Below are 25,505 nucleotides of genomic sequence, written 5' to 3'. Positions count from 1 at the left end.
TATTTCACCGAACCATTTTTAATTGCGAAAAAAGCCCGTCTTACGCGGGCTAATTAAAACAGAGCATTCAATAGAGAAGCGTTTATTGAGCGACTTATGCTCATTTTTATTATCGGCAGGCAGGGCAAAAGCTTTAAAAGCGGGTATGTCCAGACCTGATTTGCACATGGCTTTATTCCGGTCAGTTGCCGGCCCGCTGGCGCTGCTCACGCTGATATTTGTGGTAATCCTCATCGCATTCTGCTGAGCAGAATGCGGTACCAGCAACAACGGCTTCTTCTTTACACCATATGCACTTACCATCAGGGCTTACCCGTCGCGGCTTACGCGCGGACAGCGAGGCTGCCAGATGCGCTTCTTCGCGCTCCTGCGCCAGATCTGCATCATCCAAAATTTTTCTCCGGTAACTTAACAGAATGTCCTGCGCCTAGTGAACCGCAAGGAGTAAGACTCCCCCGGGCTGAATTACCCCTTCTCCCGTATAAATCCATACTGGCCGGCGCAATTCAGCCCGGGGGAAATCGACTAGAGAATAGCGACTAACCCCGTCACCCGCCAGAGTAAAATGCCTTCCTGCCAGGTCTTATTACACATGTGTGAACCGGCCACGCCTTTATCACCCCACTGATAACGCTGCCTGTTCATACCGCGCTCCCTGAAAATGGATTAAATGTGGCGACAGGCCGCTATATCAGACCAGACCTTAATAAAACAGATTCACGAAATGGCAAGGCGCACCGGGTCGTTACGCCGGCTGCATTCTGGAAGCAGCGGCTGGCCACAGCCCGTTACCCTGCATGATGTCGCACCGGGTAGCCGTCACAAAATTCCGCTGTGCCGCATCCTCCACACCCTTCGCCGCCACGCTGAGTCCGAAGCATTTCCCCAGTGTTGCGACAGCTCGGAACATCATCCGTATGCGCATTCTGTTAACCAGTTCATAGGTCAGCGACTTGTCAATTTTAAAGCCGCTGACGAAGCCGTGCTGCAGCATGCTGATGGCGCCCAGCGTCCGTCCGTAATGATCGATAACGAACGTGGTGCCCGTGCGCCTTGAGCTTCGCGGGCGTGTCCTGAACCAGCATCGCCAGAAGCGGTTCATCCACCTCCAGGTCTACGAAGGTAGCATTGCCGCCGGCAGCCTCTCGCGGCACGCTTTCAAAACCGTGCCCGGCCAACTGGCGCGGGAACAGGTTGATGCTGACCCGCAGCAGCGGGCCTGCCACTGACGAATCTGAACCAGCGAGGTCCGGATAATCCAGTCGGCCAGCACAACCGAAAGCGGACTTTTCACCAGCATTTCGTTAAACTCGGCCGGCAGCAGGAGGCTCCGCGCGGGATGCTGCCAGCGTACCAGCACCTCGCAGCCGAGCAGGCGGCTGATAGTGCAGGATGAACTGCTGGTGCCGCACGGCAGTTTCCAGCTCACGCTCAAAGCGCCGTCGCCGCTGTTCAGACTCGCGAAACGCCGGCCGGAAAGCACGCTGCGGCCCTTGCCCGAGGCCTTGGCCCGGTAAAGCGCCAGGTCGGCCGCCGACATCACCGCAAAAGCATTTTTACCGTACTCCGGACAGTAGGCAATGCCGGTGCTGGCACCCACCACGACAGGTGAACAGTGATAGCGGAAAGGCGTCTGTACGGCGGCGATAAGGCGATCCGCCGTGGAGCCGGCATTGTCATTCCCGTCGGGTAGCAAAATGATGAACTCGTCACCGCCGAGCCGGGCAGCGATTATCGCCCCAGTACACATCAGCCTGATCTGCTCCGCCACGTGGCAAAGCAGCGCGTCGCACGCAGCGTGCCCAAGCGTATCATTGACCTCATTGAAGCCGTCAAGGTCCATCATTAGCAGCATGCATGACACGCCGGCTTCAGTCAGGGGGTCCAGCTGCGTCATAAATGCGCCGCGGCTGGCCAGCCGGGTCAGCATGCCCAGTGAGGCCAGTTCGCACAGGCGGGCCTCGCTCTCATACCGGGCGGTAACGTCGCGGATGATCATGCCCACCTAGCGTGTGCCGCCCTCGCACCAGCCCGAGAACGAGACTTCGGCCGGGAACTCACGGCCGTCGCGCCGCAGCCCCCATGTCTGTATCGTGCGCGGTTGTGAAATTGCCGCCTCGTCCCGGCTAAGGCGGTCCAGCTCATTGCGGTAGTCGGTCTGACAACGGTCAGCAATGAGCTCGGCCACGTACCGGCCCGTCATCTCGCGCGGCCCGTAGCCAAACATGGCGGTGGTGGCCGGATTCCACAAGGTGATGCCATGGCGCATGGTCGGTGCAGATGATCGCGTCCGGCGAGGTGGCTGAGATGGACTCCAGCCGCTGCTAGCTGGCGTGGCACAGCTGATCCACCCGGTGAACTTCCATCCTGTCCATTATCAGCGCGGCGATGTCTGCAAGGTGCTGCCGGTCGGCGTCCGTCAGCGGCGGGCGTGGCAGCGTATCGGCCAAGCACACGGTGCCGATAAGGTGGCCATCCGGGGTGGCCAGCGGGATCCCCGCGTAGAAGCGGATGTGTGGATACCCTTGAATCAGCGGACTGTCGCGAAAGCGCGGGTCATTTAGGGGCCGGATACGCAGAGGAACGGCCCCTGTGCAAGGGTATGATCACAGAATGATACGCGGCGTGCGGTGCCGGCAATGTTCAGTGCGTAGCGTGAAGTAAAAAGCTGCCGCTGGTCGTCAATCAGTGAAACAAAGACGGTGGGCACGCGAAAAAGGCGCGCGGCAAGCGTGGTAAGCCGATCGAGCGTGTTCTCCGACAGCGCATCTGTCTGCTGATACTGCGCCAGTGCGGCAAGGCGGGCGCGCTCAGGGTCTGTGGTCGGGCGTTTCAGTGTCTGTCCACTCAGACAAATGGGCTGTGGCAGGCATGACACAGTAAAAATGGGACCGCTTTAATCAGACCAGGCGCGCAGAAATCTCTGCCGTCACGCAGCCGGAAGGCGGCTGCGTAAGCGGGGCTCGCCACAGAGAGGGGATGTTTGGACCATACAGTGTTAAAAGGGCATCACGGTGTTGCTGTTCCGGACGTAGTCGGGCGGCAGGTTACCGCTGCAGTGCGGCGCACAGCTGGCAGATGACGCAGTCGGGATATCGCAGGCGCGCTGACTGAAGCGCGTGTCCGAGGGAGTAAAAAGTGCCCATAAATGTCTTCCTGTCAGCCCGTGCCAGTAGGGCGCAGGCTTCACCGTGAACCTCTTCGATTGCGGGGTGCCCGCATCGCACCGCATAATAATATTTCCGGCTCATGTCCTTATCCTGTTATCAGCCGGTAACGCGTTAACTTTAGGCGCCGCCAGCGGGAAAGCTATTTTTTCGTTTTTGGTACAAGGGCATAGTGAGGATGACGCCCGGCGAGCAGCAGTAGCAGCTCATACTCTCCCTGGCTCAGGGGGGCGGGATTTTTTGCGGCCTCTTTGGTCTGCCACACGCGCAGGCTGAGCTCAAACCGCTCGGCAGCGGCCTCCTGCGACAGACCCGCGGCCAGACGAAGTTCACGGACGGCGGAACAGGCAACAACGGGGCGATTCAGAGGCTGATTTCCCAGAAGATACTCCCTTTAGAGATGCGGGCCGCACAGGAGCGGCAGAATGAAAAATGACGCAGAGAATGACAGAGCAGTCATTACATTGTCTTAACTTTTTTTCTGCAATGCAACGCCAGCGGCCCGGATAATCCCTGGTTAACCGCAGGATTAATTGAATCACGCGGTTGCGCCGAATTATTTATTCAATATTAACACCTTATCGCTTGCCGGGCCGGAAATAGTCTTCTTTAATCCGATTTTATTCCTGAGGTATTCCGATGTTTCCTGTCTGATAAAATGCCCGGATATTCAGGGCTTACAGGAAACGGACGTCGTTAATAACGAGCCGCCCGGAATAAAAAAGGGCAGCCTGATGAAACAGCCGTGGCTGTATTCAGCGTCAGATGCGCGTTGACCTCAGCCGCACGGACATCCGGGAAAAGTGACAGATAATTTTTCAGCTGACGCGGCGCACAGCCCGTAATAGTCTGACCCGGACCATGCGTGCAGCGGGCATGGACACTGATCGCGTGCGCATTGCGAGCAAAAACCCACAGCCGCACACTGGAGGCTACCGATGCCCGAAAGCCACCGATTCCCCCTCCGGTGACGGAGTCACCGGAGGGCTGGCCTGACGCTGCGGCCCCGTTATGGCAGAGGCCGCGACAGCCGTGACGCTACCGTCTGCCGCCGGCACCGTAAAGCGGGTGATCGCTCCTCTCAGTGCGGCTGTCTGTCCGCTCAGACTGACTGCCGTCGTAGAGACCGCCTGCACCAGCGCGGCGGTCTGCTGGGTAACGGGATCAAGCTCCGCCACGGCCAGCGTGACCTGCGCGATACTTTTGCTCTGATCCCCGGAGGCAAGGGCTATCTGGCCGATCAGATCGCTGACCACACCGAAACCACGCAGTACCTCGTCCATGGTGGCGCCGGCGCTGACGCGCGCCACGGTATCGGCAATCAGTTCTTCGATCTCCTTTGAGGCGAGCGCGCTGCGTCAGCGATCGCACTTCGGCCGCCACTACGTCAAAACCGCGGCCCTGTTCTCCGGCGCGGGCCGCCTCGACCGCGGCATTCAGCGCCAGAATGTTGGTCTGGAAGGCAATCCCGCTTATGGTGGTGGTGAACTGACGGATTTTTCCAGATCCCTCCGCTATGCCGCCCATGGCATCCACCACCGCGCGAACCAGATTTTCGCCGCGCCGCGTGGTCTCCGTGGTCTGTACCGCCAGCTCCCGGGACTCGTGTGCGTTAGCCGCATTGTGACTGACGGTGGCGGTAATCTCTTCCATGCTGGCCGCGGTCTGCTCCAGTGCGGTAGCCTGGCTGCCGGTCTTATCGGACAGGTCAGCGTTGCCGCTGGCAATGTAGCCAGCCTCGCGGTGCAGTATAACCGCTTTGTCGCGGATCGACTCCACCGCATTGAGCAGGCTGTGCTGCATCTCCCTGACCAGCGGTACCAGCTGCCCGACACAGTTGCGGCCAAGGTCTTCTGGCTCATGAGTGAGGTCGCTATCCTAGATGGTCTTCAGGTGCGCACGGATCTTCGCCACCGGGCGCACGAGGTGCACGACTAGATAGCGGGCGCAGAATGCCAGCAGCGCAGTGATAAGAATCACCTCATGACGGTGTCGCTCGGCCCAGGCGTATCGTCGGCCGCCAGCTGCTGTGTCAGGGCGCTGAGGCGTTCGCGTGCCGCCGCCGGATAGCCCTGCGGTGCCGACAGCGTAGCCCGGTAGGCATCCCAGACCGGGTCTGCCGGAACGGCGGTCAGCAGGGCCGCTTTATCTGCTGCGCAGCCTTCTACATAACGAGGCCCGCGCGGGTCAGAAAGGTGAGCTGCTGCGTCAGCGCGGTCGGCATGGCGGTACATCTCGAGCTGCGTCAACGAGCCGTAGCTGCCGGCAAGCGCCACCACGGCCAGCGAGAGGATCATTATCCACAATATCACGCGGCGGATGGTCAGTTGTAGGAGTAACTGCATAAGGTTTTCCCTGGTGTCATACTGTTATTAAATAATTATCGTTTATTTTATTTTTGTGCGTAATTAATACACGCTGCGTTTATTCAGGAGGAATGCTGGCAGGAATAATAAAAAAATATGTTTCAACGATAAAATAAAAGAATCGTGATATTGTGAATAATTCGCTAAAGAAAATAAGTAATGACACCGGACAGTGCAGTGCCTAGAATGCATGGCATATTAAAGCATTAATTTTTTTCCCTTTTGCAGTAATTTCCTTTAGCGCTGGTCCGTTACCGTACATTTTTTTCTTTCTGATTTCGCACCGGAACCAGGCCGGGGCGGAGGGATGCATGCTGATTAATCTTACTGGCGACGATGAACGCCGCGCGCAGGCGCTGAAGCCGCTGCGCAGTCCAGACGAAAGCCGCGACGACGTGCTGCAAAAATTTGTCCGGCTGGCCAGCCAGGCGCTGGGTATTCCCGGCAGCTTTATCTCCGTGCTGGATGACGAGCACCAGCACGTGCAGGCCGCCCATAATTTCGGGCTAAAGCAGTCGTCGCGCGAGGACTCCCTGTGCCGCCATGCGGTGGACAACGACAGTGTAGTGGTCGTATCTGACACCTGGCTTGACGCCCGTTTTTCGTCACATCTGCTCATCACCGGCGCGCCTTACATACGCTTCTATGCCGGCGTACCGCTGAAAAAATCGCGAGGGCACCGTGCTCGGCACGCTGTGCGTCACAGACACGGTCCCGCACCCGTTTGGCATCGATCAGGTAACCACACTTAAACTACTCGCCGCGCTGGTGATGTCGTTTCTGGAGGCCTGGCATTCCGCCGGATTTGCCGACCCGGTCACCGGCCTGCCAAACCGCCAGCGCCTCGTGCGCGACCTGCAGCTTCTGGCCGCGTCGGGGGACAGCGCGCCGCGCCGCCTGGTGCTGATTGACTGCATCGACATGCCGCGCGCCTATGAACTCGCCCGCTCGATGGGGATGGGGCCGGTGGAAAGCCTGCTCAGGGATGTGGCCACCCTGCTGCCGCTGCGCCTGCGCCCGGCCCCTGACGAGCCGTTTTATACTGTCGCCACCGGGCGATTCGCCGTTCTGACGCGTGATGAAAGCCACATGAATGCTGACTGGGTCGCGAGTCGCCTAGAGGGGATCAGTGCCGATCTCGGGGACGGCATCGCCGTGGCGCTCATTACCCATGCGGGCGAAGTCACCTTTGCCAAGGGGAGCATAACGGCACAGGAAGCGCTGCGCCGTGCGGTGAGCGCGCTGCACGAGGCCATCGGCCGGGGGGTGTGCCCGCCATGCGCTTCAGCGCGGCCAGCGACGCGTGTTATACCCAGGACTTCACGCTGATGAACGACCTGGCCGCCGCGCTGCGGGAAGACAGCGGTCTGTGGCTCGCCTTCCAGCCCAAAATCTGCCTGCACAGCGCCAGGCCCGTCGCGCTGGAGGAGCTGATCCGCTGGCACCACCCGGTACGGGGCGAGCTTTCCCCCGCGGTGTTTGTCCCCATGGCAGAGCAGACTTCGCTGCTCAGCGACCTGACGGCCTGGATCACGGATCGTGTTATCAGCCGCCTGGCGCGTCTGCGCAACAGCTGCATTCAGCTTCCGGTTACGGTGAACGTCAGCAGCCAGGACTTTGCGCGCGAGAACTTTGCCGATGCGCTGGAAGTGAAGATGAGAAGGGCGAAACTACCCACATCTCTGCTGGGCATTGAGTGTCTGGAGACAGAGCGCATTATTGAAAACCCGGCGGCGATTCACGGGCTGGAGATGCTGAAGCTGCGCGGTTTTGGGATTTCGCTGGATGACTTCGGCACCGGCTACAGCAACATCAGTTACCTGCGCTGCATGCCGCTTGACGTCATCAAACTGGACCGCCCGCTCATCAGTGAAATTTCGTCTGACACCGCCTCGCGCATCATTGCCCGCAGCATTATTACTATGCTGAAGGATCTTGACTACACGGTGCTTGCCGAGGGCGTTGAGGATGCGGAAACGGGCACTGCGCTTACGGAGTGCGGCTGCGACCAGGCGCAGGGCTTTTTCTCTTCCCGACCCCTGCCGGAGTCAGAGCTTGACGGATGGCTGTTCTGGAAACTTCGCGGCCAGTGCTGACCCTGTACCCTGCATCAGACTGCCATCAGATGAGCGCCGGATATCACCTGAACCCCTCCGGTCCGGCAACCACGACCACGTTACGTCCGGCGCCTTTGGCCTCATAAAGGGCCTTATCGGCGCGGCGTAGGAGCGCGATGCGACCGTCACAGCAGTCAAGCCACGCGACGCCGGCGGACACTGTCATGGCTCCCACATACGGAAACGTCGTGGTTCTTACCGTCTCGCGTATGCACTACGCCGTACGGGCCGCATCTTCCAGCGACGTCTGCGGCAGCAGCAGAATAAACTCCTCACCGCCTGAGCGGCTAACCACGTCGCCGTTTCTGCAGGCCTGGCGCAACAGCCCGGCAAGACTTATCAATACCGCATCGCCGACATCGTGCCCGTACCAGTCGTTAATTCTTTTAAAATGGTCAATATCCAGGGCTATAGCGCACTGTGACGTATCCTCACTCAACCAGTCCGCCAGAAGGATGCCCCCCCTCTGGTTGCAGAGTCCAGTCAGCGGATCGGTCATAGCCTCGTCGCTGAGTGCTGCCATGCGTCCGGCTACGGCGTGGCGGTGCTCCTCTACGGCTTGCTTCAGGCGATCTGCTTCATAATACCAGGCCTACACCGATGCCAGCGACGTGGGTGAAGCTTCACTGCCCCCATCCCGCACCATGCCGGCCAGCTTTTCTAGGGGAAAGGCAATACGCCCGGCCAGCACGGTCAGCACGGTCATCACGGCGACCACCAGGATGATAATTCCCGACAGGAGCCACAGCGCATTTTTTACCGTGCTCATCAGGATCTGCCGCACCGTCTCAGAGCTCCCCGCAATGAAAATGTTCCAGTCCGTCCTGTGCAGGCTGGCATAGCCCGTAAGGAACTGCTGCCCGTCCGCTTCAGAACTGAACCGGCCACTCTCCGTCGTGGCCAGTTGTTTCTGCAGCGCCGGACATAGCGTCATTTTTTTCCCGACGCGGGCAGGGTCGTGGCTGAATATGATAAGGCCGTCATTGCTGACCATGCTGATAATGGAATCATGGGCATAAAAATGCTGGCTCAGGACATCGCTCAGCATGCTCTTCTTTCTGAGATAGATGGTACCGCCGATATAACCCAAATAACATAGCCGAATTTTTCATGGGTTGATAGCAAAGCTAGGTCACTTATATTCGCTTTACAGCACACATTCCACCCGTAAAACAGAACGTTACCTGCTCTACGGGTAAACTAAAAAACTTCGCGTGATCTGACTTTTGCTAGGCTATAAGAAACTTGAGAGTAGGGTTAACTATTTGGAGATTGAAGATGATGACGCATTTAAGATCCTGGAGTCGATTGAAGACTAACTAAAGTTATCATGGCTCCTATATTTTCCCTAAAACTGAAGCAAGCGATCATATCAGCATCATCAACAGATGCATTGGCGAAACACTGTCTTTTATATTCTAACATGCCTAAAAATAACTATATGATTTGCACCAAACTAGTAAGAGACACTGAATTTTAAATATTATTTACCGTAACCGTATAAATTAATTCTACCTGACAAATATTCACCCAAATAGACTTCACTGATTTTATGGAAGCCTTGCTTCGCGATCTCACATTCTAACCACTCACTGTCCCTGTTGATAATTTCGAGCAGATCATGATTAGCTAATCCATCGACTATAATTGGATAGCGTATGTTTTCATCGCCGCTTTGAATAATAGTTAGCTGCCCATTCTGTTCTAGAACCACTCGTTTTAGCTGCTCTACTTCATAAATGCTATTTGCTCTCAATTTAAACATCAAATCATTGGCAGAAACACCATTCCGTAAACACTCCTTGACATTAACACTGCCATTATGGACCAAAGTAATAGGTTTTCCATCAATAATTCGCTTAATGATACGGTTATTCTCTTTTAAAAATTTCAGAACAAAAACAAGCAAGGTCCAAATAATCAGCACTAGCACAAATTGTAGTACAGTTATTGACTCATTATAAATTACGCCGCCAATAATCCCGCCTAAAACATAATTTTGAACTTGATCCATTGCTGATGAGGGAGCCAGATTTCCTTTTCCCATAAGGTTTATTTGAATAATTAAGCACAATATTCCTAGCCCAAGCTTTATAATAATAGGTATATAAATTATCATTTTATGCCTTAACTTTTTACGATTTCTACTTCTGGGTTTATTAAGGAGACTTCTACTAGTCGGTAAGTTTTTTGATCAGCACTCAAATTAACGCGGAAATATAAATCATTAATCCTGACGATAACCCCATCTGATAATTGTACTGAGTTCGAAAAAATAGACTTTATGCTTACATTTCTTTCTTTAGATAATAACCTTACAAAATTAACCATTTGTGATGATTTTGAGTGTATATTTTTACTATCTGTATAATCTGCATATTGCACTCCAGAAATGAAGAGTAGAAATAAGAAAGAAATAATTGTTAAATCCCGATACTTAGTCTGCAAACGATGGCGCATATACAGACAAAAAACAACGATTAGGATAAACAAGGTACTAAATATTACTATATATTTTAAAAAATCATTTATATTAGATTGCGCTTGTAGATAATCCATTCCATAAAATTTCATATAATTATAATCCCTGTTTATTTTTGTATCGTACCTTTATTTTTACATTTCATTGTCATTTTTTTACTTTGATATCACATAATTAATAACGATTATCAGTTATCCTCTGGATGCTGTTATCAGTACTTAAGCTTAAGTGTACACCATCAATGGTCCAAGTCTCTAGACAGAGCGATGACTTGTTCAAAAAGTCCTCTGTTTTCATTTAACAGCTTAATCAAAGACTGCGATGCGCGTGCATGACTCATGTCTGCTGCTCGCTCTTATGGAATAACCATAATCACATCTCTTAACCCAATAAAGATTTAATATGACAACATCCCCTTGAAGCAAAAGCCGCTATTGGCCAGAAAAGCCCTCTTCAGATCTCTCATATAGGGAGAATTCGTACTCGTCATGAGTACGAAGGATAAATTCGCGACTTGGCTCTGTTTAACATGGCTCTGGAGGGTAAACTTCGCAGTTGTGTTAATCAACGGGGAGCAGGTAAAAAACGTGCAGCGCTGTTCAGTTTGAGTTGACTGAAGGAACCAGAGAGGCTGTAGCCGCATAGATCAGAATGGCTCATCTGCGTAGTGGCGATTATTTTTTCAGTAACGCATTTGTTCTTCACGATACATCTCAACCAGATAACAAAAACGTATTTTTCATCTATGAATGAAGCTGAATCCCCACGAGACGCTTTAAAGTGCGCATTCTATGCGGATAATCAAGCCATATCTGATCTATAAAAAACGGAAAATCCTCAGGTGATCTGGCTATTTTTTGTCCAAAACACCTTGGGAGCACAGTTCGCCACTTTGGTATTGAAGCAAATGATGCACTGGAGATATCTGAGTCGATTGAATTTTAGCTTTTGAAGGCTGTAACAGCAGCCCTGTGTTAGAAGAAGATATTGCTAAGTGTATATTACGTGAATTACCCGGGGAGATCAGTTAACCCTGTGGCTGAAGCTATTAGCAAAAAAGCTGTTACTTTGCGCTGGCAGAACGGGGATGTCATGAAACCACTTTATAACTCGTGTAACTGAAACCTTAACGGACCTCAAATACTCCCGTAGTCGACTGATATACAGCGCTGCCTGCCCACCACCCTAAAGAGGCAAGTGAACTTTCTGAATTCTGAAACAAAAACGCACGCCTTTAATGAACCAAGTGGTTCTGTTAATATAAATTTGTCTACAGGGAGAAATTACATGCGAACGCTGACTGAAAAGAAAAGAACTGACATCCTAAACGCCGGCACGACAGTTTTCCTCGAGCAGGGGTACGAACGCGCCTCAATGGAGGGTGTAGCCAGAACGGCAGGGTGCTCTAAAGCTACGCTGTATAACTATTTCTCCTCTAAGGAAAGCCTTCTTGACGCCGTCGTCAGGGCTTACGGCACCAATTTTCTGATGCTTGCGGCAGAAGATATCTTCAGTCAGGACAGCAGTCAACTCCCCCTGACAGACAGGCTGCAGCGTTTTGGCGAAGGCATGCTGGGTGCTATGACGTCGGACTGGAAGGGGCTTCAGCTGTATCGCATGGTTATCGGCGAAGCGGGTCATTCCGGCATCGGCGATATTTTTTATGAGTCCGGTGTCCGCGAAAGCATGAACGCCCTTGCAACGCTGATGGAACAGCACATTGAGGGCGGTGACCTGCTTCCCGCCCGCCCCGACCTCAGGGCGAAGCAATTTTCTGCGCTGGTGAAGGCCGAGACTGACGAGCTATTTCTACGGCAGAATATGCCTGTTTTTACACGCGAAGATATTGCCGCCATGGTAAAAAACGCCGTAGAGGTCTTTATATCCGGCGCGTCACCACGCTGATCAGGCGGGCATAGGTGGATTATTAACCATGCCCGATTGACTAAACTTCAGATATATATGAACTGATACATTCAGTTTATTTTTGAGTGAGGATCACTTTATGCTTAATCGTTTCATTATGGTGCCGAGTTTGGCCGTGAGTTCGCTTCTGCTTAGCGGCTGCGTTTCTTTATTCTGAGGAATTCATATGCAACTTATTTACAGCCTTATTATCGGCATGGCCATACTGATGCTAACCGGTTGCCTTTCCATTGGCAGCCACATCTGAACCTTACAGGCCCGCCTTACGGCGGGCTTTTTTCTGGGGCTGTCTGCGCGCTGTTAAAATGATATCGTCGGCAGCATAAGGATAATCAGGGCACTGATGGCTAGAGCCACCAGAATTTCTGCAACAATCAGCGCTATGAGCGCGTTATGGTGAATTCTCCACGCGCCCTCTGTGTATTTTCGCCCGCGGCAGGCTTTCAGGCGCCGGATATGAACGACTTCTGCTATATTACCGATGACGCGCCACCACAAAATTATTTCAGTCACAACGAGAGCGCCAAAAAAAAGCAAGATGCTTATCATGCTCCAGTTCATCCAGAATCCCCCGCGTTAATTCCTGACAGTTTGTCCATCATTACATTCTCCTTCCTGTAAGGTTCTCACGTAAATCATTTTGAAGGACACGTCCCTCTTTGTACCGGGCCTGATGCAGCGGGAATTTTCAACAGAGAGTGATGTCGCTGAGAACCAGCAGCAATAGCACAGAAACCGCATCCATAATGAGGCATTCCGCCACCAAAAATGTTTGTATCAGCCCTGATGAGGCCCCCCACACCCTGGCAGCATAGTATCCGGCCCGGCACTGCCCGAACTGGCGCAGACGGCGCATTTCATAGAGGTTAACGGCTGTTCTGAGCAGGGCGCCTGCCACGGTCAGCAGCATGACCCGGTATACGAACCATTGCCGCGCCGACGTATTTTCCAGTGCACCGGCCATCAGCCAGCCATTCATCAGCTGACCTGGGCGTCGAATGCAGTGAGTATGCCGCCGGCAATAAAAACAAGCGCCAGAACGACCCGGATAAGCAGCACCTTCATGCTCCTGCACCTGCCGCATACAGCCGCAGAAAATCAGTTATTCTGCGCCTCACTTCTTTACGAAGCAGTGCCTTACTCTGCGGAATGCCAGCTATAAGGGTTAGCAGTTCCTCCGTCTGTGTCAGGTAGGCGCGAGCCATTTCGCCGGGGGGCCTACAGCGCAGTTCTCCGCGCAGCATTGCTGTATCAATAACACTCCGCGCATAGTCTGCTGCCGGTGTAAAGGCGTCTCGTCCCGGGCTGTTTAGAATGCTCTTGGCTTCGCCATTTTTCTGCAGCGTCAGCATCATTCTTATAAGCCTGCGCCGCACCGGCAGACCGGAATAACGGAGCGGCAGGCCCCTGATAAAATACGCGCATTCAGTACTCCCTCCCCACATTGGCTCAGGCATACCCTCCCTCAGTACCGGCTTGATGATCTGCCGGGAACGGGGCCAGTGCGTGATACCTGTCGACGAAACTTTCGGGTTGAAATAAAGCATTACGTAATCCTCATGTGAAAGTTACAGACACGAAATGAAACATTTCCTTGACATGGTCAGAGTAAACCGCATTAGCTATACCGTACAGTTCATTATATAAAAAATAACCGGAGAATTTTTATGGTTTGCCTGACAAAGCTGCTGTCCTGTACGCTTATCCTGAGCGCCGCCATCACCGCCGCTGGGTGTTCGTCCACGTCTCCAGTAAAATTTTCCGGCATTAAGGCCACATCCCGGATGACGCCCAACACGGCTGATGACAGCGACCGTGTCCCCTTCCGATACGCCACACCGGTTGACTGGAGTAAATACCGCAGCATCACTATCGATCCCGTTGAAATCTATGGCGGCAGCGACGCACAGTTTAACGATCTTTCTCAGGAAGACCGGCTTAATCTGGCAGACTACATGCAGAAGAAGTTTGCCGACGTACTGCGGGAGAAGTTTACTGTCAACACCAGCGCCTGGAGCGCTCCTTCTCTCCGGCTTAAGCTGACGCTGACAGGCGCGGACACGACGCCACAGGTTGTGGGAACCTTTACGAAATTCGACCTGGCAGGCGGTCCGTATAACATCGTTCAGTCCGTGCGAGGTGGGCGCGGACTGATGAGCGGTTACGTCAACTATGCCGTGGAAGTGAAAGATGCCGCGACCGATGAACTTCTTCTGGCCTACGTGGCAGAGCAGTATCCTAATGCCATGAACGTGGGTGCAACGTTTGGCTTAATGAGTGCGGCAGAAACAGGAGTGGACAAAGGCGCAGAGCAGCTGCTGGAAAAACTTCTCCAGGGCAAGCGCTAACCATTACATGACGGCTTATAGGCGTGGGGATCTATCAGTGTAACTATTGCCGCACTGATGTAGGAGATGGTTTAAGGCATTGTTAATAAAAGGTATCGTCAGCAAACACGAGATGACATTGAGGAATTTATTCAGGAAACGAGTGTTCAGTCCTGATCATTCAATGCCGGATATGTCAGTCTGGCTATTCTGGTTATGGATGACGCCTGCAGGCAGAAGATTCTCCGTGTTCATTCTTCTTCCTCAGGCCTTTTGAAACTAGCGTAGTCGTCGTAGTCCCTGCCATCTCTCGTTCTAATGATCCGCCGTCAAAGGGAATCACCGGATTTTACGTCCGCATAAATATATTCAGTCGTAATACTGAGCTAGATACGGCCCACAGTAAGTTTCCCGCACGCTGGAGTTAAAGCTGTATGTCTTCCGTAGCCTACTCGTTGCTCCATGCGCTGAGATCTCCGGTTTCGTGAATCATTATCGTCAACTTTTCTGTCTGATCACAAGTTTCACTTTCGGAAAAAACCTGCATTTTGATCAAATTAAACAATCAAACTTTCATTTTATATTTCACTTTGAAATAAAAAAGATCATTTTGTGATCTAATGCTCTTTTATTGTTCCGTTATCGATCTACCTTGTCATCACAGTGAATAAGAATATGAATCTATTCTCTACGCGAAGGGGTCTATAAATGATTGATAGCATTACACACGGAGCCGAATGGTTTATCGGACTCTTTCAGAAAGGAGGAGAGGTGTTTACCGGTATGGTTACCGGAATTCTTCCTCTGCTCATCAGCCTGCTGGTAGTGATGAACGCGCTGATAGTGTTTGTTGGTCAGCGCCGCATTGAAGCTCTCGTACAGCGCTGTGCCGGTAATCCTGTATCACGCTATCTGCTGTTACCGGTTATCAGTACTTTTGTGTTTTGTAACCCGATGACGCACAGTCTAGGCCGTTTTATGCCGGAGAAATATAAACCGAGCTATTACGCTGCCGCGTCCTACAGCTGCCACTCCATGAACGGCCTTTTCCCGCACATTAATCCAGGCGAGCTTTTCGTTTATCTGGGCATAGCCAACGGCCTGACTACCCTCGGCCTGCCGCTGGGTCCACTTGCCGTCAGTTATCTACTGGTCGGCGTAGTAACCAACTTCTTCCGGGGATGGGTTACCGATCTGACTACCACCATTTTTGAAAGAAAGATGGGCCTTCAACTCGACCGCAACGTGCGTTTATAAGAGCGGAGAAAAAAATGACTAACGCCATTACCGTTAAAAAAGGTGAAAGTGGCTGGGGCGGCCCGCTAACCATCACCGTTACACCCGGCAAGAAAATTGTTTATGTCACAGCAGGAACCCGCCCCGCCATCGTTGACCGGCTGAAAGACGTGACCGGCTGGGAAGCAGTTGACGGTTTTAAAGAGGGGGAACCCCCGGAAGAAGAAATTGGCGTAGCAGTCATTGACTGCGGCGGTACGCTTCGCTGCGGGCTTTATTCCAAGCGACGTATTCCCACAATTAACATACACGCCACCGGAAAATCTGGGCCGCTGGCAAAGTACATAACAGAAGATATCTATGTTTCTGGCGTCCGCCCTCAGGACATACAGGCATGGGATAATACGGCTTTAACTGCCGCAGATAAAAAATCTGAGGCAGTCACAACAGGTAAAGGCCGGGACTACGATACGACTAAAAAAATCACTGAGCAGAGTGACGGACTACTGGCAAAAGTTGGTATGGGAATGGGTTCGGTAGTGGCGGTATTTTTCCAAGCAGGCAGGGAAACTATCGATACCGTACTAAAAACCATTCTGCCTTTTATGGCGTTCGTTTCGGCGTTGATCGGCATCATTATGGCCTCCGGTCTGGGTGACTTTATTGCACACGGTCTGACCCCGCTGGCTAACAGTCCTATCGGTCTGGTAACGCTAGCACTGATCTGCTCATTTCCTCTCCTATCACCGTTTCTGGGGCCGGGTGCCGTTATCGCGCAGGTTATCGGCGTGCTCGTTGGGGTTCAAATTGGTCAGGGAACTATCCCGCCTCATCTCGCACTGCCCGCGCTTTTCGCCATCAATTCACAGGCTGCCTGTGACTTTATACCGGTTGGATTGTCGATAGCCGAAGCCCGGCAGGAAACTGTACGTGTCGGTGTACCTTCAGTCCTGGTAGGACGTTTTCTCACCGGTGCGCCGTCAGTTCTGCTTGCCTGGGCCGTTTCAGGATTTATCTATCAGTAAATGCAGGTGAAGTTATGAAAACCATATATCAATCAACGTTTGTCGCCGTCGGTACCAGTGCCACAGAGTCACTGGAGGATAATTTTATTATTACCTTTGGTGAAGGTGCGCCACAGGACATCGCCGACTACTGCTTCATCCACCGGACCGAGGTCAATGATGGCGGTGCCTTTGATGCCGGTTCCGTACTGGGAATTGGCGAGAAGGAATATCCGGTGACGGCTGTTGGCAGCGTAGCCCGTGAAAATCTGCGCGATCTCGGACACATAACGGTGCGGTTTGACGGCGCCGTTGAGGCTGAATTCCCAGGAACGGTTCATGTCGCAGGCAGTACGCCAGCCTCAATTGTGCCGGGCCAGAAATTTCGTATGTTGAGTAATTAATCAGGAGTAGAGCATGAATCAGGTTGCTGTAGTCATCGGAGGCGGTCAGACGCTAGGTGCTTACCTGTCGGAGGGGCTGGCAAATGCCGGATACAGAGTGGCGGTTGCTGATCTCAATATCGAGAATGCAAACAAAATCGCAGACGCAATCAACGAACAACATGGCGCAGGTCGCGCGCTGGGCTTTCGTGTTGACGCAACGGATGAGCAGAGCGTCATCGCATTAGCCCGCCAGGTCGATGAGGATTTAGGTCGTGCCGACCTGCTTCTTTACAGCGCGGGCATAGCAAGAGCCGCACCGATCACTGAGTTTGGTTTGAGTGATTTTGACCTGTCGCTTAAGGTGAACCTGGTGGGGTATTTTCTGTGCGCCCGTGAGTTTTCAAAGCAGATGATAAGGGACGGCATAAAAGGCCGGATTATTCAAATCAACTCAAAATCAGGCAAGGTCGGCAGCAAACACAATTCCGGTTACAGTGCGGCCAAGTTTGGTGGCGTCGGCCTCACGCAGTCGCTGGCGCTTGACCTTGCAGAATATGGTATTACCGTTCACTCCCTGATGCTCGGCAACCTTCTTAAGTCACCGATGTTCCAGTCGTTACTACCACAGTACGCCGAAAAACTGGGCATCAGCCCGGATGAAGTTGAACAGCACTACATTGACAAGGTGCCTCTGAAGCGTTGTTGTGACTACAAAGACGTGCTCAACGTTCTGCTGTTTTACGCAAGTGATAAGGCGGCTTACTGCACCGGACAGTCCATCAATATTACCGGTGGGCAGGTCATGTTCTGACAGATAAAACCGGCGGTGTAATCGCCGGTTTAAGGAGTTCAAAGATGGATCCTGTTAATGCATTGATCTGTGCCGCCGCAATAGCATGGACAGCACAGATCGGGCTGGGGTTGCTTCAGATTAATCGGTTTAACCAAGCACTGGCAGCGCTTTCTAATGACGGCCATGTACGAATAGGACGATCGGCGGGACGTTTTAAACCCAGGGTGATTCTGGCAATGTCCGTCAGTGATGATGGAAGGGTGACGGGCAATTTTGTGATGATGGGACTGACCGTTTTCGCCCGACCTTACACAGAAACTGCGCTGTGCAATAAAGTACTTAGTGAAATCCAGCCTGAGGTCATATTTTCGGCAAATAAATCGCTATGTGAAGCACTGTCATTAGCCATTTCAAATAAAAGATGATAGCTTTCATTATGAAAGATATTCTTTTTCATCACGAGCCAGTTTTCGGGGTGAAAGAATATTCAGAATCGTGAAGGGACATCTTAATGAAACCAGTTGAACGTCAGGCGAAAATTCTTGAATACCTGCAGAAAAACGGGCGTACGTCGGTAGAAGCGCTGATTGCTCACTTTAATACGACCGGCACCACCATTCGTAAGGACCTTACCCGGCTTCAGCAGGAGGGCGCGGTCATCAGAACGTATGGCGGCGTGATGCTGAATCGCGAGGAAGGGGACCAGCCTATCGACAGAAAAACACTCATCAACACGGAAAAGAAAAAACGGATCGCCTCACGTGCAGCATTGCTTATCAGCGAAGGTAACTCGCTGATATTTGATGCTGGCAGCACCGTTCTGCAGATGGTGCCTCATCTGGCGAAGTTCAATAATATCACTGTGATGACCAACAGCCTGAGCATCGTGGTCGAACTTAATGAGCTGGATAACGATCAAGTCATACTTATGCCTGGTGGAACCTACCGCCGCACTTCTGCGTCGTTTCATGGCAGTCTGGCTGAGTCCGCTTTCAGTCAGTTCAGTTTCGACACGCTTTTTATCGGTGCCGACGGTGTCGACATGAATGCTGGCGTCACGACCTTTAACGAGGTTTTTGCAGTGAGCCAAGCCATGTGTAGTGCAGCAAAAAAGATCGTCCTGCTCGTCGACTCGTCAAAGTTTGGCCGGCGCAGTCCGAACGTGGTTTGCAGCCTTGATGCTGTTGACGTCCTTATTACTGACAGCGACATCACTGACGATACTCTTGCACAACTGAGGGAAAAAGGGATTAACGTCATTATTGCCGGAGATGAATGACCGATGAAAGAACAGGTGCTTTGCGCTGCCCGGGAGACGATTCAGACAGAACTACGTGAGGCATCCAGTCTGACGGAGCGGCTGGGCGATGACTTTTTTCACGCTTGCCAGCGCATTCTTGCCTGTAAGGGTAAGGTGATCGTCAGTGGTATTGAGAAGTCTGGCCATATAGGAAGAAAAATTGCGGCAACGATGGCCAGTACCGGTACGCCCGCATTCTATGTTCATGCGGCCGAAGCACTACACGGCGATCTGGGAATGATTGCAGAAGGAGACGTCCTTATTCTGATTTCATATTCAGGGCGTGCCGCAGAATTCCGACGGATGATGCCGCTCCTCAAAGCGCTCCCTGTTGATGTCATAGCTTTTACCGGCAACCCAGCTTCACCACTGGGTGAGGCGGCGGATCACTGCATAGACGTACATGTTAAACAGGAAGCCTGTCCGCTTGGGCTTGCGCCGACCTCTTCTGCGGTGAACACTCTGATCATGGGTTATGCCCTTGCCATCGCCGTAATGCGGGCCCACAACTTCAGCGAAGAAGACTATGCGCGGACTCATCCTGCCGGCAGCCTTGGTATGCGCCTGCTGTGTCGCGTGAAAGATATCATGCAGACAGATGCCAGAATTCCTGTCGTCGAACCAACGTCAACGGTTTACGACGCTCTTTTCGAACTGACCCGTACAGGGCTCGGAATGGTCGCTGTAACGGACGGCGATCGCCGGATGCTGGGTGTTTTCACCGATGGAGACCTGCGCCGCTGGCTGCTTAAGGGGGGAGCGCTAAGTTCACCCGTACAGGACGCCATGACATCTCCCGGGCTCACCCTGTCGGCAACTCAGCTTGCTGCCGAAACTAAGGCCCTGCTTCAGGAACTCAGGATCTCCTCGGCACCGGTAATATCATAGGATGGTTATGTCATCGGCGCCATCAGTTCACTGGATATTAGCGAAGCCGGTATCTGACGCGCAATTATGAATCCTCGGTTGGCCGCGAAGTGTGGCCGTTCTCGCTCAGGGCTAACACGCTAAAGGTATACGCCTGCATAGCGCCTGGAAATTCTGCAGAATGAGAAATTGTCATGGATAAAAGGAGGGGGTGAATATATTTCTCACTCATCTCGCCGGTCATTTCAATATCAGCACTCCACGTTGAAAAGGGCATACCGTACTGTACGCCCTAACGGATTTCTAATCTTTTTGACGGCTGAATATGCCTGCGTTTTTCATGACGCTGAAATAAAACAAAGGCACAAAGAAAATTGCCAGCAGGGTGCCGCTTATCATACCGCCGAATACGCAAGTACCAATGGAGTACTACGTTTCAGCACGGGTATCACTGGCAACCATTAGCGGCACCATGCTCAGTGTGAAGGCAAGCGAGGTCATCAGGATCTGGTGCAAACGCATCCTTGCGGCTTCAAACGTCGCTTCTGCCAGACCTTTCCCATTCTCATGCAGCCGTCTGGCAAACTGCACAATCACAATGGCATTCTGGCTGAGAAGCCTATATGGTACATGTCCCCACCTTAAAGAACACGTCAGCAGGTATATCTCGGAGCATGGCCGCCAGTGTGGCGTCCAGCAGCCCCGGCGACACGAACAGCATCACCGAAACCGGAATTTACCAGCTCAAATAGAGCGCGGTCAGAGGCTCAAGTCCATGAGCTCAGTGACTCAATTGTCAGGCGAATTGTGTTAATGTCCGCTTCGTGCTGTGAGTTCAACCAATCGAGCATTCCCAGCTCCGGTATCTGGGTAAGTAATACCGTCATCACAACCGGCCCGAATCCTTTAACCTCACTGAGCAGTTTCACTTTCTCTTTCAGTGCGGCAATTTTCCCAAGCCTTCCAGAGAGAACTTCGTCAATACGCTTTATCTCTGAGGTAACCCACTGGATATGACGCCATATGTCAGACTTGATTTCCTATACTGGTTGTACTTCAGGACGATTTGTTTCCATCGTGCGATTAGCAACAAGCTGACATCGGCTACTGACCATTGCTTTGAGTTTTGACAGATCTTTATCAGGCTTCTCTCTGACCGGGTGCCCCATAAGCATGCCGTACTCACATATAACTCTGGCATCATGCTCGTCAGTTTTTGAACGAAGTTTCATCGCGCGACTGAAGTTCTTAATCAGATGCGGATTAACGACTGCAACGACGCAATCATGTAGATCAAGTTCATCTACCAAAGTGCTGTAGTAGTAACCTGTTGCTTCAATCACAGGCAGACTGATTTTATGGCTGCTAACCAAGTCGAGAAGTTCCTTAAAATCTATGGCAGAATTTTCGAAGTGAAATATAACGGAACATCCACTTACACAAACATCAAAGCTGTTCTTAGCTATATCGATGACAGAGCAGAAGGGGAAAGAGGGCGGTGTAGCTCTGATTGTGCTGCATCTGCCGATTCTTTTTGCATGCCATTTAACTGCCGCTGCATATGGCAAAGTTGTACAAATAAATAAATGGTGTACAATAATATTATTCGTGACTGATGTTTATTTAATGTAACCGATTAGCCGGTCCCTGACGATTGGTTATGGAGTTGTTGGTTACTCAGGTGTCAGCTTGTACCTGTATATCTTAGTTAATCTATACATGTAACAGGCGTGCATTGCCTTATCTAGGCGCTTAATTACTGTTTAACTGGTGCGGCCTGAGAAGTCTACAGCTGCATTTAAGGCACTGATTGTATGAATTTCTTTAACCCGGGTTGGTAAAAAAAATGGCGGTAAATCTCTTCTCAGCGGAGGGGCGACAGTAATCTTAATTCTGGGGGGAATGATGATATTGTTGCGGAAAGCTCATGCTTTTCACCGGGAGGCACCCGGCACCGCCGTTTTCTCTGTCTGCACTGATTTTTCAGGACTCATCAGGTGTTCCATGTCCTTTTTACCTCCTGTCATATTAACAAGCCGCTCAGCTTAAGAAAGTCATACCGCCTGCTGGCAAATAGTTAAAGTCTGACTCTGGCATGCAGAGCCGACATCAGATAGGTATACATATTTAAACCATTACATCTGTAAGGTTATTAATTAACTATTGAGTATTTTCATATAATTCAATCTGTAATCGCTATTTGCGCTACTATTCAGGATGAAAGCATGATGACCCGACAACAATGGCTGCTGAAATTCCGTCGATGTACAACGCCAGAAACTCTTGAAAAGGTTTATGAGCACCTTTGCTATACCGGGGATCCTTCCCACGAATTTGCGATGACGCAGGCTTATGATCACCGTAAAGCAGAGCTGGTCACGGGTAAGCTGTATGATCGCGTACCTGAATACGTATGGCACTTTGTAAAGTAAGCCTGTGCAGTTCAGACTCAGAGCTTGCAGGTCGCAGATTCAAATCGTGGCCATGTCACTCATTTTCGGGCCCTGAAGTAAAGCGCAGTCTGAGCATCACTCTCCAGCTTCATTCAGGCCTTTCTTTTATTTCAACGTGAATAACCATGAGTAGCTCACCCCAGTCTCCAGTTGTATAATAGCGCTCTGCTGACTGTATAAGAGGATCGCGTACCTCAATCATTTCCGCAAGTTCGCGGAGCTTATCTGCCAGGCTGGGAAGGGAGACGGATAAGTACGACGGTGGAAGGCATCTGGCCATATTTTTTGCCTGTGAAATTCATAGTCTGTTCTCACAAATTGCAGGAGTAAAGTAGTTTTCACGGGTCTGTAACTGAACAGTTATTCCTGCATGAAATTTATTTTACTATAGGGAAATCCGATCCTGCAGGTAAGATCTACCGTATGTTCGTGTTGGACAGCCTGTGTCATCACAAGCAGGTACGTTTCTCCAGGTCATCAGCGCTCTGTCTGTTTTTTTCTGGTATTTTTTTATACTGCGCCAAGCGATGGCGTGACTGGCTTCTGCCAGCTCAGTATCCATATATTTACCGGTGGGCTGTCCAGCTCACCTCTGTTTCTGCTCTGGCCTTCAGATTGCAGTGCTTTGTTTCTGTCAGGCTTACAGAACAGGATAAGGAGCAGTCAATTGCACCCGTCCGAAAGCCATAGCATAGTGTTTCAATTAACGCAGATGGCACGTTACATTCCAACAGCAAAAAAGGAATTTTCAAGGCTGCGCTGAACGACCCGGCCGCATTCCGGCAAAGCAGAGAAACTTATCGGCACTGACCTTATCCCAAGGAATGTGGGCACTGGCATTACTGCCTGAATCCGGATGCATGATGACTGGCCACCGGGCCGCCGTCAGTTTGCCAGGAGGCAGTGTGCAGAGGTGACGGAACACAGACGCAGGTTTTTGGATGCTAATCCGGAACAACACTACTGACTGCATGTTATCTACAGATAATGGGGGATTGTAAGTATCCCAGCTTTAGTTCCACACACTTTTTGAGAGTTCCGGTTTTTCATCCATCAGCCGGTATTCTTCCGGCGTCAGGTTGTTTAGGAATTCATGAAGCCGCTCACTATTATATTCCATCAGCCAGCGCTCCGTAATTTCCCGTGCTTCATTCAGTGTTCTGAATAGGTAAAAATCGAGGATTTCTGTCCGGTTAAAACGTTCGATAAACACATTCTGTGTTGGCTTACCCGGCTTGATAAATTCGAGCTGCACGCCATGTTCTTCGGCCCATTGTGCCAGCGCCAGTGAGACTAGTTCCGGCCCGTTGTCCATCCGCATCTTCAGCGGGTAGCCGCGGTTTACCACGATCCTGTCCAGCACCCGGACGACTCGCTGAGCCGGGATATTAAGGTCGATTTCTATCGCCAGCGCTTCACGGTTAAAATCATCCACCACATTGAAGGTCCGGAAGCATCTGCCGCAGACCATCGCATCGTGCATAAAATCGATGGACCAGCTCTGGTTTAACGCTTGCGGCGTCGCCAGTGGTGCTGGATTACGTACTGGCAGCCGCTGTTTTCCCTTACGACGAAAATTCAGTTTCAGCAGGCAGTAAATCCGGTGAACGCGTTTAAGGTTCCAGATATTGCCCTGCCTGCGCATCAACTGGAACAGCTTCTTAAAGCCGTAGCGCGGATAGCGTTCTGCCAGCTCAGTCAGCGCATGGATCACCGGTTCATCATGCCGGGTATCGGCCTGATAAAAATACACCGCCCTGCTCAGCGATAATGTCCTGCACGCCTGGCGGATGCTTATGGCAAATTGTGCCGCCAGATAGCTGACGAGCTCCCGCTTTATCGCTGGCTTTAAAGCATTTTTCGATGACGTCTTTCAGTGCCCGGCATTCAAGGCTGAGATCAGCAAACATCTGTTTGAGGCGTCGGTTTTCATCCTCCAGGTCTTTCATCTTTTTAATATCAGAGGCTTCCATACCGCCATACTTTGCTTTCCAATTGTAGTACGGAGCCTCTGATATTTCCGCTTCGCGGCAGACATCTTTGACGGCGCGTCCGACTTCGACGGATTTCAGAACGGCAATGATCTGGTGTTCGGTGAATAGGGCTTTACGCATGGCGATCTCATCAGAGGACATAATCAGTGTATGTCGGAAGATCTCTAAAAGTGAATGGTTCGGTTAAACGGGATACTTACAGCACCACATGGGAGCCGCCCCGCGTCAGTGCCCGCAGCAAAAAGGGCCGCATCCGTCGCGGCATGTTCGCGAAGCTGAAAACGGCAAAGTATCTGAAGGCGCAGGCAGGCGCGGACGCCGCTGAAGTTGCCTTTGTTCCGGGAGTGCAGAGGCTGGCCCGCGTTCATCATTACGGCATGCGCGACCGGGTAAGCCGTCGTGGCCCTGTGGTTAAGTACACCCAGCGGTCATTACTGGGCATAAATACTGATATGGAAGGAGAGGCTATTGCAATTGTTATGGGAATAATCAGGAGTGAAAGCGATTTTATTTCATTTCGAGGTTAAATCATTAATGCTTCATTGCATAATTAATTCTGTTCTTACCACTTTTTTTAGCATCATAAAGTGCTGCATCAGCAGCAGCAAGAGTGTTTGAGGAAGTCTGATTTGTGCTTTTAAATGCCACTCCGATACTAACTGTTGTACAAACTCCGTTAGCATAACTCATAGAAAGCGTATGTTTGATTTTTTCTATTAACCCTCTGTAGTCGGCCTCTTCACTTTCATTAATGATGATTGCAAACTCTTCTCCACCAGAGCGGGCTATAAATACATCATCTTTAGTAAAGTTTTTAAGTGCTAGGCCTGCATGTTTAAGGCATTTATCACCCATCTCATGACCATATGTGTCATTTATTTTTTTGAAGTCATCAAGATCAAGGATGCAAATTGCCCCATGTAAAGACTCCAGCTGATTTAATCTAATGTTCAGGTGCCTTCTGTTAGGAAGACCAGTCAGTTCATCAGTTAAAGACATATCTATTGCGGATTTATATCTCGCATTAATATAGGAAATAAGCTTGTTGAATGAATATATTATTAGAAGTATTGCTGGTACATATAGT

At 51.4% G+C, this 25,505-nt stretch carries 26 protein-coding genes and 5 pseudogenes; 14 read left to right on the top strand and 17 right to left on the bottom strand.

Annotation, left to right across the window (positions count from 1 at the left end; genetic code table 11):
- Positions 1 to 181: 181 nt before the first annotated feature.
- The 6 genes and pseudogenes from ACX8ZY_RS22585 to ACX8ZY_RS22560 form a co-directional block, all read right to left on the bottom strand.
- Positions 182 to 391 (bottom strand): hypothetical protein, encoded by a 210-nt coding sequence (locus ACX8ZY_RS22585; protein ID WP_337016172.1) that lies wholly within the window; start codon positions 389 to 391, stop codon positions 182 to 184.
- A 354-nt stretch (positions 392 to 745) separates the two neighbouring features.
- A pseudogene (locus tag ACX8ZY_RS22580) lies at positions 746 to 2,857 on the bottom strand (EAL domain-containing protein).
- A 452-nt stretch (positions 2,858 to 3,309) separates the two neighbouring features.
- Positions 3,310 to 3,549: a transcriptional regulator gene (locus tag ACX8ZY_RS22575; RefSeq protein WP_071822160.1), complete on the bottom strand. Its 240-nt coding sequence runs from the start codon at positions 3,547 to 3,549 to the stop codon at positions 3,310 to 3,312.
- A 550-nt stretch (positions 3,550 to 4,099) separates the two neighbouring features.
- A complete protein-coding gene (locus tag ACX8ZY_RS22570; protein ID WP_419720288.1) occupies positions 4,100 to 4,450 on the bottom strand; it encodes a hypothetical protein in 351 nt (116 codons plus the stop codon).
- Complete coding sequence (locus ACX8ZY_RS22565) at positions 4,332 to 4,820, bottom strand: methyl-accepting chemotaxis protein (protein WP_419720287.1); 489 nt, start codon at positions 4,818 to 4,820, stop codon at positions 4,332 to 4,334. Before ACX8ZY_RS22565 ends, ACX8ZY_RS22570 begins: the two co-directional genes overlap by 119 nt.
- 323 nt (positions 4,821 to 5,143) lie before the next feature.
- On the bottom strand, positions 5,144 to 5,512 hold the full coding sequence (locus ACX8ZY_RS22560; protein WP_419720286.1) for a hypothetical protein: 369 nt from the start codon (positions 5,510 to 5,512) through the stop codon (positions 5,144 to 5,146).
- 332 nt (positions 5,513 to 5,844) lie between these two features.
- Here ACX8ZY_RS22560 and ACX8ZY_RS22555 point away from each other — a divergent pair.
- A pseudogene (locus ACX8ZY_RS22555) lies at positions 5,845 to 7,629 on the top strand (EAL domain-containing protein).
- 235 nt (positions 7,630 to 7,864) lie between these two features.
- Here the strand turns inward: ACX8ZY_RS22555 and ACX8ZY_RS22550 are convergent.
- Positions 7,865 to 8,173 carry a GGDEF domain-containing protein gene (locus ACX8ZY_RS22550; RefSeq protein ID WP_337016170.1) on the bottom strand — a complete coding sequence of 103 codons (309 nt, stop codon included), beginning with the start codon at positions 8,171 to 8,173 and terminating at the stop codon, positions 7,865 to 7,867.
- Positions 8,174 to 8,242: 69 nt separating this feature from the next.
- On the bottom strand, positions 8,243 to 8,698 hold the full coding sequence (locus ACX8ZY_RS22545; RefSeq protein WP_459261436.1) for a hypothetical protein: 456 nt from the start codon (positions 8,696 to 8,698) through the stop codon (positions 8,243 to 8,245).
- 46 nt (positions 8,699 to 8,744) lie between these two features.
- On the opposite strand from ACX8ZY_RS22545, the pseudogene ACX8ZY_RS22540 reads away from it, so the two are divergent.
- Positions 8,745 to 8,969: pseudogene (locus tag ACX8ZY_RS22540) on the top strand (site-specific integrase); the annotation flags it as partial.
- A 164-nt stretch (positions 8,970 to 9,133) separates the two neighbouring features.
- Here the strand turns inward: ACX8ZY_RS22540 and ACX8ZY_RS22535 are convergent.
- Together ACX8ZY_RS22535 and ACX8ZY_RS22530 are read right to left on the bottom strand one after the other, a co-directional pair.
- Positions 9,134 to 9,769, bottom strand: a complete 636-nt coding sequence (locus ACX8ZY_RS22535; protein WP_013360106.1) for a DUF421 domain-containing protein — start codon at positions 9,767 to 9,769, stop codon at positions 9,134 to 9,136.
- A gap of 8 nt (positions 9,770 to 9,777) precedes the next feature.
- Positions 9,778 to 10,224, bottom strand: coding sequence for a DUF3290 domain-containing protein (locus ACX8ZY_RS22530; protein WP_337016166.1), 447 nt, complete (start codon positions 10,222 to 10,224; stop codon positions 9,778 to 9,780).
- Positions 10,225 to 10,565: 341 nt separating this feature from the next.
- Here ACX8ZY_RS22530 and ACX8ZY_RS22525 point away from each other — a divergent pair.
- Positions 10,566 to 11,077 (top strand): annotated as a pseudogene (locus ACX8ZY_RS22525) (site-specific integrase).
- A gap of 342 nt (positions 11,078 to 11,419) precedes the next feature.
- Positions 11,420 to 12,037, top strand: a complete 618-nt coding sequence (locus tag ACX8ZY_RS22520) for a TetR/AcrR family transcriptional regulator (protein WP_337016164.1) — start codon at positions 11,420 to 11,422, stop codon at positions 12,035 to 12,037.
- Between the two features lie 321 nt (positions 12,038 to 12,358).
- Here ACX8ZY_RS22520 and ACX8ZY_RS22515 read toward each other — a convergent pair whose 3' ends face one another.
- From ACX8ZY_RS22515 to ACX8ZY_RS22505, 3 genes are all read right to left on the bottom strand, one after another.
- Entirely contained in the window at positions 12,359 to 12,619 is a 261-nt protein-coding gene (locus tag ACX8ZY_RS22515; RefSeq protein WP_346530144.1) for a hypothetical protein, read from the bottom strand.
- 127 nt (positions 12,620 to 12,746) lie between these two features.
- Entirely contained in the window at positions 12,747 to 13,037 is a 291-nt protein-coding gene (locus tag ACX8ZY_RS22510) for a hypothetical protein (RefSeq protein ID WP_337016160.1), read from the bottom strand.
- Positions 13,038 to 13,119: 82 nt separating this feature from the next.
- Entirely contained in the window at positions 13,120 to 13,605 is a 486-nt protein-coding gene (locus ACX8ZY_RS22505; protein ID WP_346530147.1) for a hypothetical protein, read from the bottom strand.
- A 120-nt stretch (positions 13,606 to 13,725) separates the two neighbouring features.
- Between ACX8ZY_RS22505 and ACX8ZY_RS22500 the strand changes: the two genes are divergently transcribed.
- The 8 genes from ACX8ZY_RS22500 to ACX8ZY_RS22465 all read left to right on the top strand — a co-directional run bounded on the left by ACX8ZY_RS22500 (position 13,726) and on the right by ACX8ZY_RS22465 (position 19,992).
- Complete coding sequence (locus ACX8ZY_RS22500; RefSeq protein WP_337016156.1) at positions 13,726 to 14,406, top strand: DUF3313 domain-containing protein; 681 nt, start codon at positions 13,726 to 13,728, stop codon at positions 14,404 to 14,406.
- Between the two features lie 687 nt (positions 14,407 to 15,093).
- Positions 15,094 to 15,642 carry a PTS glucitol/sorbitol transporter subunit IIC gene (gene srlA / locus ACX8ZY_RS22495; protein ID WP_346530149.1) on the top strand — a complete coding sequence of 183 codons (549 nt, stop codon included), beginning with the start codon at positions 15,094 to 15,096 and terminating at the stop codon, positions 15,640 to 15,642.
- A gap of 14 nt (positions 15,643 to 15,656) precedes the next feature.
- Positions 15,657 to 16,646, top strand: a complete 990-nt coding sequence (srlE, locus tag ACX8ZY_RS22490) for a PTS glucitol/sorbitol transporter subunit IIB (RefSeq protein WP_346530151.1) — start codon at positions 15,657 to 15,659, stop codon at positions 16,644 to 16,646.
- A 14-nt stretch (positions 16,647 to 16,660) separates the two neighbouring features.
- Positions 16,661 to 17,029 (top strand): PTS glucitol/sorbitol transporter subunit IIA, encoded by a 369-nt coding sequence (locus ACX8ZY_RS22485; RefSeq protein WP_337016150.1) that lies wholly within the window; start codon positions 16,661 to 16,663, stop codon positions 17,027 to 17,029.
- 13 nt (positions 17,030 to 17,042) lie between these two features.
- Positions 17,043 to 17,822 (top strand): sorbitol-6-phosphate dehydrogenase, encoded by a 780-nt coding sequence (gene srlD, locus ACX8ZY_RS22480; RefSeq protein ID WP_337016149.1) that lies wholly within the window; start codon positions 17,043 to 17,045, stop codon positions 17,820 to 17,822.
- 44 nt (positions 17,823 to 17,866) lie between these two features.
- Entirely contained in the window at positions 17,867 to 18,229 is a 363-nt protein-coding gene (locus tag ACX8ZY_RS22475) for a transcriptional regulator GutM (RefSeq protein WP_337016147.1), read from the top strand.
- Positions 18,230 to 18,315: 86 nt separating this feature from the next.
- Positions 18,316 to 19,083 (top strand): glucitol operon DNA-binding transcriptional repressor SrlR, encoded by a 768-nt coding sequence (srlR, locus tag ACX8ZY_RS22470; RefSeq protein ID WP_337016145.1) that lies wholly within the window; start codon positions 18,316 to 18,318, stop codon positions 19,081 to 19,083.
- A 3-nt stretch (positions 19,084 to 19,086) separates the two neighbouring features.
- Positions 19,087 to 19,992: a KpsF/GutQ family sugar-phosphate isomerase gene (locus tag ACX8ZY_RS22465; protein ID WP_459261429.1), complete on the top strand. Its 906-nt coding sequence runs from the start codon at positions 19,087 to 19,089 to the stop codon at positions 19,990 to 19,992.
- A gap of 282 nt (positions 19,993 to 20,274) precedes the next feature.
- Here ACX8ZY_RS22465 and ACX8ZY_RS22460 read toward each other — a convergent pair.
- Positions 20,275 to 20,734: pseudogene (locus ACX8ZY_RS22460) on the bottom strand (efflux RND transporter permease subunit); the annotation flags it as partial.
- A 277-nt stretch (positions 20,735 to 21,011) separates the two neighbouring features.
- Positions 21,012 to 21,539, bottom strand: a complete 528-nt coding sequence (locus tag ACX8ZY_RS22455) for an IS110 family transposase (RefSeq protein ID WP_346530154.1) — start codon at positions 21,537 to 21,539, stop codon at positions 21,012 to 21,014.
- Between the two features lie 660 nt (positions 21,540 to 22,199).
- Between ACX8ZY_RS22455 and ACX8ZY_RS22450 the strand changes: the two genes are divergently transcribed.
- On the top strand, positions 22,200 to 22,403 hold the full coding sequence (locus ACX8ZY_RS22450) for an Hha/YmoA family nucleoid-associated regulatory protein (RefSeq protein WP_337016634.1): 204 nt from the start codon (positions 22,200 to 22,202) through the stop codon (positions 22,401 to 22,403).
- A 1,033-nt stretch (positions 22,404 to 23,436) separates the two neighbouring features.
- On the opposite strand, the gene ACX8ZY_RS22445 is transcribed toward ACX8ZY_RS22450, so the two are convergent.
- Positions 23,437 to 24,538, bottom strand: a protein-coding gene (locus tag ACX8ZY_RS22445; RefSeq protein ID WP_419720298.1) for an IS3 family transposase whose coding sequence is annotated in 2 segments (ribosomal slippage) — positions 23,437 to 24,280 and positions 24,279 to 24,538 — 1,104 coding nt in all. Because the reading frame shifts where the segments join, the coding sequence is not laid out codon by codon here.
- Positions 24,539 to 24,588: 50 nt separating this feature from the next.
- Between ACX8ZY_RS22445 and ACX8ZY_RS22440 the strand changes: the two genes are divergently transcribed.
- On the top strand, positions 24,589 to 24,945 hold the full coding sequence (locus ACX8ZY_RS22440) for a phage virion morphogenesis protein (RefSeq protein ID WP_346530210.1): 357 nt from the start codon (positions 24,589 to 24,591) through the stop codon (positions 24,943 to 24,945).
- A 4-nt stretch (positions 24,946 to 24,949) separates the two neighbouring features.
- Here the strand turns inward: ACX8ZY_RS22440 and ACX8ZY_RS22435 are convergent, their stop codons facing one another.
- Positions 24,950 to 25,417: a GGDEF domain-containing protein gene (locus ACX8ZY_RS22435; protein WP_337016607.1), complete on the bottom strand. Its 468-nt coding sequence runs from the start codon at positions 25,415 to 25,417 to the stop codon at positions 24,950 to 24,952.
- Between the last annotated feature and the right edge of the window lie 88 nt (positions 25,418 to 25,505).

This window comes from Pantoea sp. XAF26B01_ASV70 (assembly GCF_054512635.1).
Note: the sequence above shows the minus strand (reverse complement) of the source record. Positions and strands in the feature narration are given on the sequence as shown.

Excerpts from the sequence above, each read along its gene's own strand:
- ACX8ZY_RS22570 (WP_419720288.1), bottom strand. The coding sequence starts at position 4,450 with ATGGACGAGGTACTGCGTGGTTTCGGTGTGGTCAGCGATCTGATCGGC.
- ACX8ZY_RS22565 (WP_419720287.1), bottom strand. The coding sequence starts at position 4,820 with ATGGAAGAGATTACCGCCACCGTCAGTCACAATGCGGCTAACGCACAC.
- ACX8ZY_RS22560 (WP_419720286.1), bottom strand. The coding sequence starts at position 5,512 with ATGCAGTTACTCCTACAACTGACCATCCGCCGCGTGATATTGTGGATA.
- ACX8ZY_RS22550 (WP_337016170.1), bottom strand. The coding sequence starts at position 8,173 with ATGGCAGCACTCAGCGACGAGGCTATGACCGATCCGCTGACTGGACTC.
- ACX8ZY_RS22545 (WP_459261436.1), bottom strand. The coding sequence starts at position 8,698 with ATGCTGAGCGATGTCCTGAGCCAGCATTTTTATGCCCATGATTCCATT.
- ACX8ZY_RS22535 (WP_013360106.1), bottom strand. The coding sequence starts at position 9,769 with ATGATAATTTATATACCTATTATTATAAAGCTTGGGCTAGGAATATTG.
- ACX8ZY_RS22530 (WP_337016166.1), bottom strand. The coding sequence starts at position 10,224 with ATGAAATTTTATGGAATGGATTATCTACAAGCGCAATCTAATATAAAT.
- ACX8ZY_RS22520 (WP_337016164.1), top strand. The coding sequence starts at position 11,420 with ATGCGAACGCTGACTGAAAAGAAAAGAACTGACATCCTAAACGCCGGC.
- ACX8ZY_RS22515 (WP_346530144.1), bottom strand. The coding sequence starts at position 12,619 with ATGAACTGGAGCATGATAAGCATCTTGCTTTTTTTTGGCGCTCTCGTT.
- ACX8ZY_RS22510 (WP_337016160.1), bottom strand. The coding sequence starts at position 13,037 with ATGAATGGCTGGCTGATGGCCGGTGCACTGGAAAATACGTCGGCGCGG.
- ACX8ZY_RS22505 (WP_346530147.1), bottom strand. The coding sequence starts at position 13,605 with ATGCTTTATTTCAACCCGAAAGTTTCGTCGACAGGTATCACGCACTGG.
- ACX8ZY_RS22500 (WP_337016156.1), top strand. The coding sequence starts at position 13,726 with ATGGTTTGCCTGACAAAGCTGCTGTCCTGTACGCTTATCCTGAGCGCC.
- srlA (WP_346530149.1), top strand. The coding sequence starts at position 15,094 with ATGATTGATAGCATTACACACGGAGCCGAATGGTTTATCGGACTCTTT.
- srlE (WP_346530151.1), top strand. The coding sequence starts at position 15,657 with ATGACTAACGCCATTACCGTTAAAAAAGGTGAAAGTGGCTGGGGCGGC.
- ACX8ZY_RS22485 (WP_337016150.1), top strand. The coding sequence starts at position 16,661 with ATGAAAACCATATATCAATCAACGTTTGTCGCCGTCGGTACCAGTGCC.
- srlD (WP_337016149.1), top strand. The coding sequence starts at position 17,043 with ATGAATCAGGTTGCTGTAGTCATCGGAGGCGGTCAGACGCTAGGTGCT.
- ACX8ZY_RS22475 (WP_337016147.1), top strand. The coding sequence starts at position 17,867 with ATGGATCCTGTTAATGCATTGATCTGTGCCGCCGCAATAGCATGGACA.
- srlR (WP_337016145.1), top strand. The coding sequence starts at position 18,316 with ATGAAACCAGTTGAACGTCAGGCGAAAATTCTTGAATACCTGCAGAAA.
- ACX8ZY_RS22465 (WP_459261429.1), top strand. The coding sequence starts at position 19,087 with ATGAAAGAACAGGTGCTTTGCGCTGCCCGGGAGACGATTCAGACAGAA.
- ACX8ZY_RS22450 (WP_337016634.1), top strand. The coding sequence starts at position 22,200 with ATGACCCGACAACAATGGCTGCTGAAATTCCGTCGATGTACAACGCCA.
- ACX8ZY_RS22435 (WP_337016607.1), bottom strand. The coding sequence starts at position 25,417 with ATGTCTTTAACTGATGAACTGACTGGTCTTCCTAACAGAAGGCACCTG.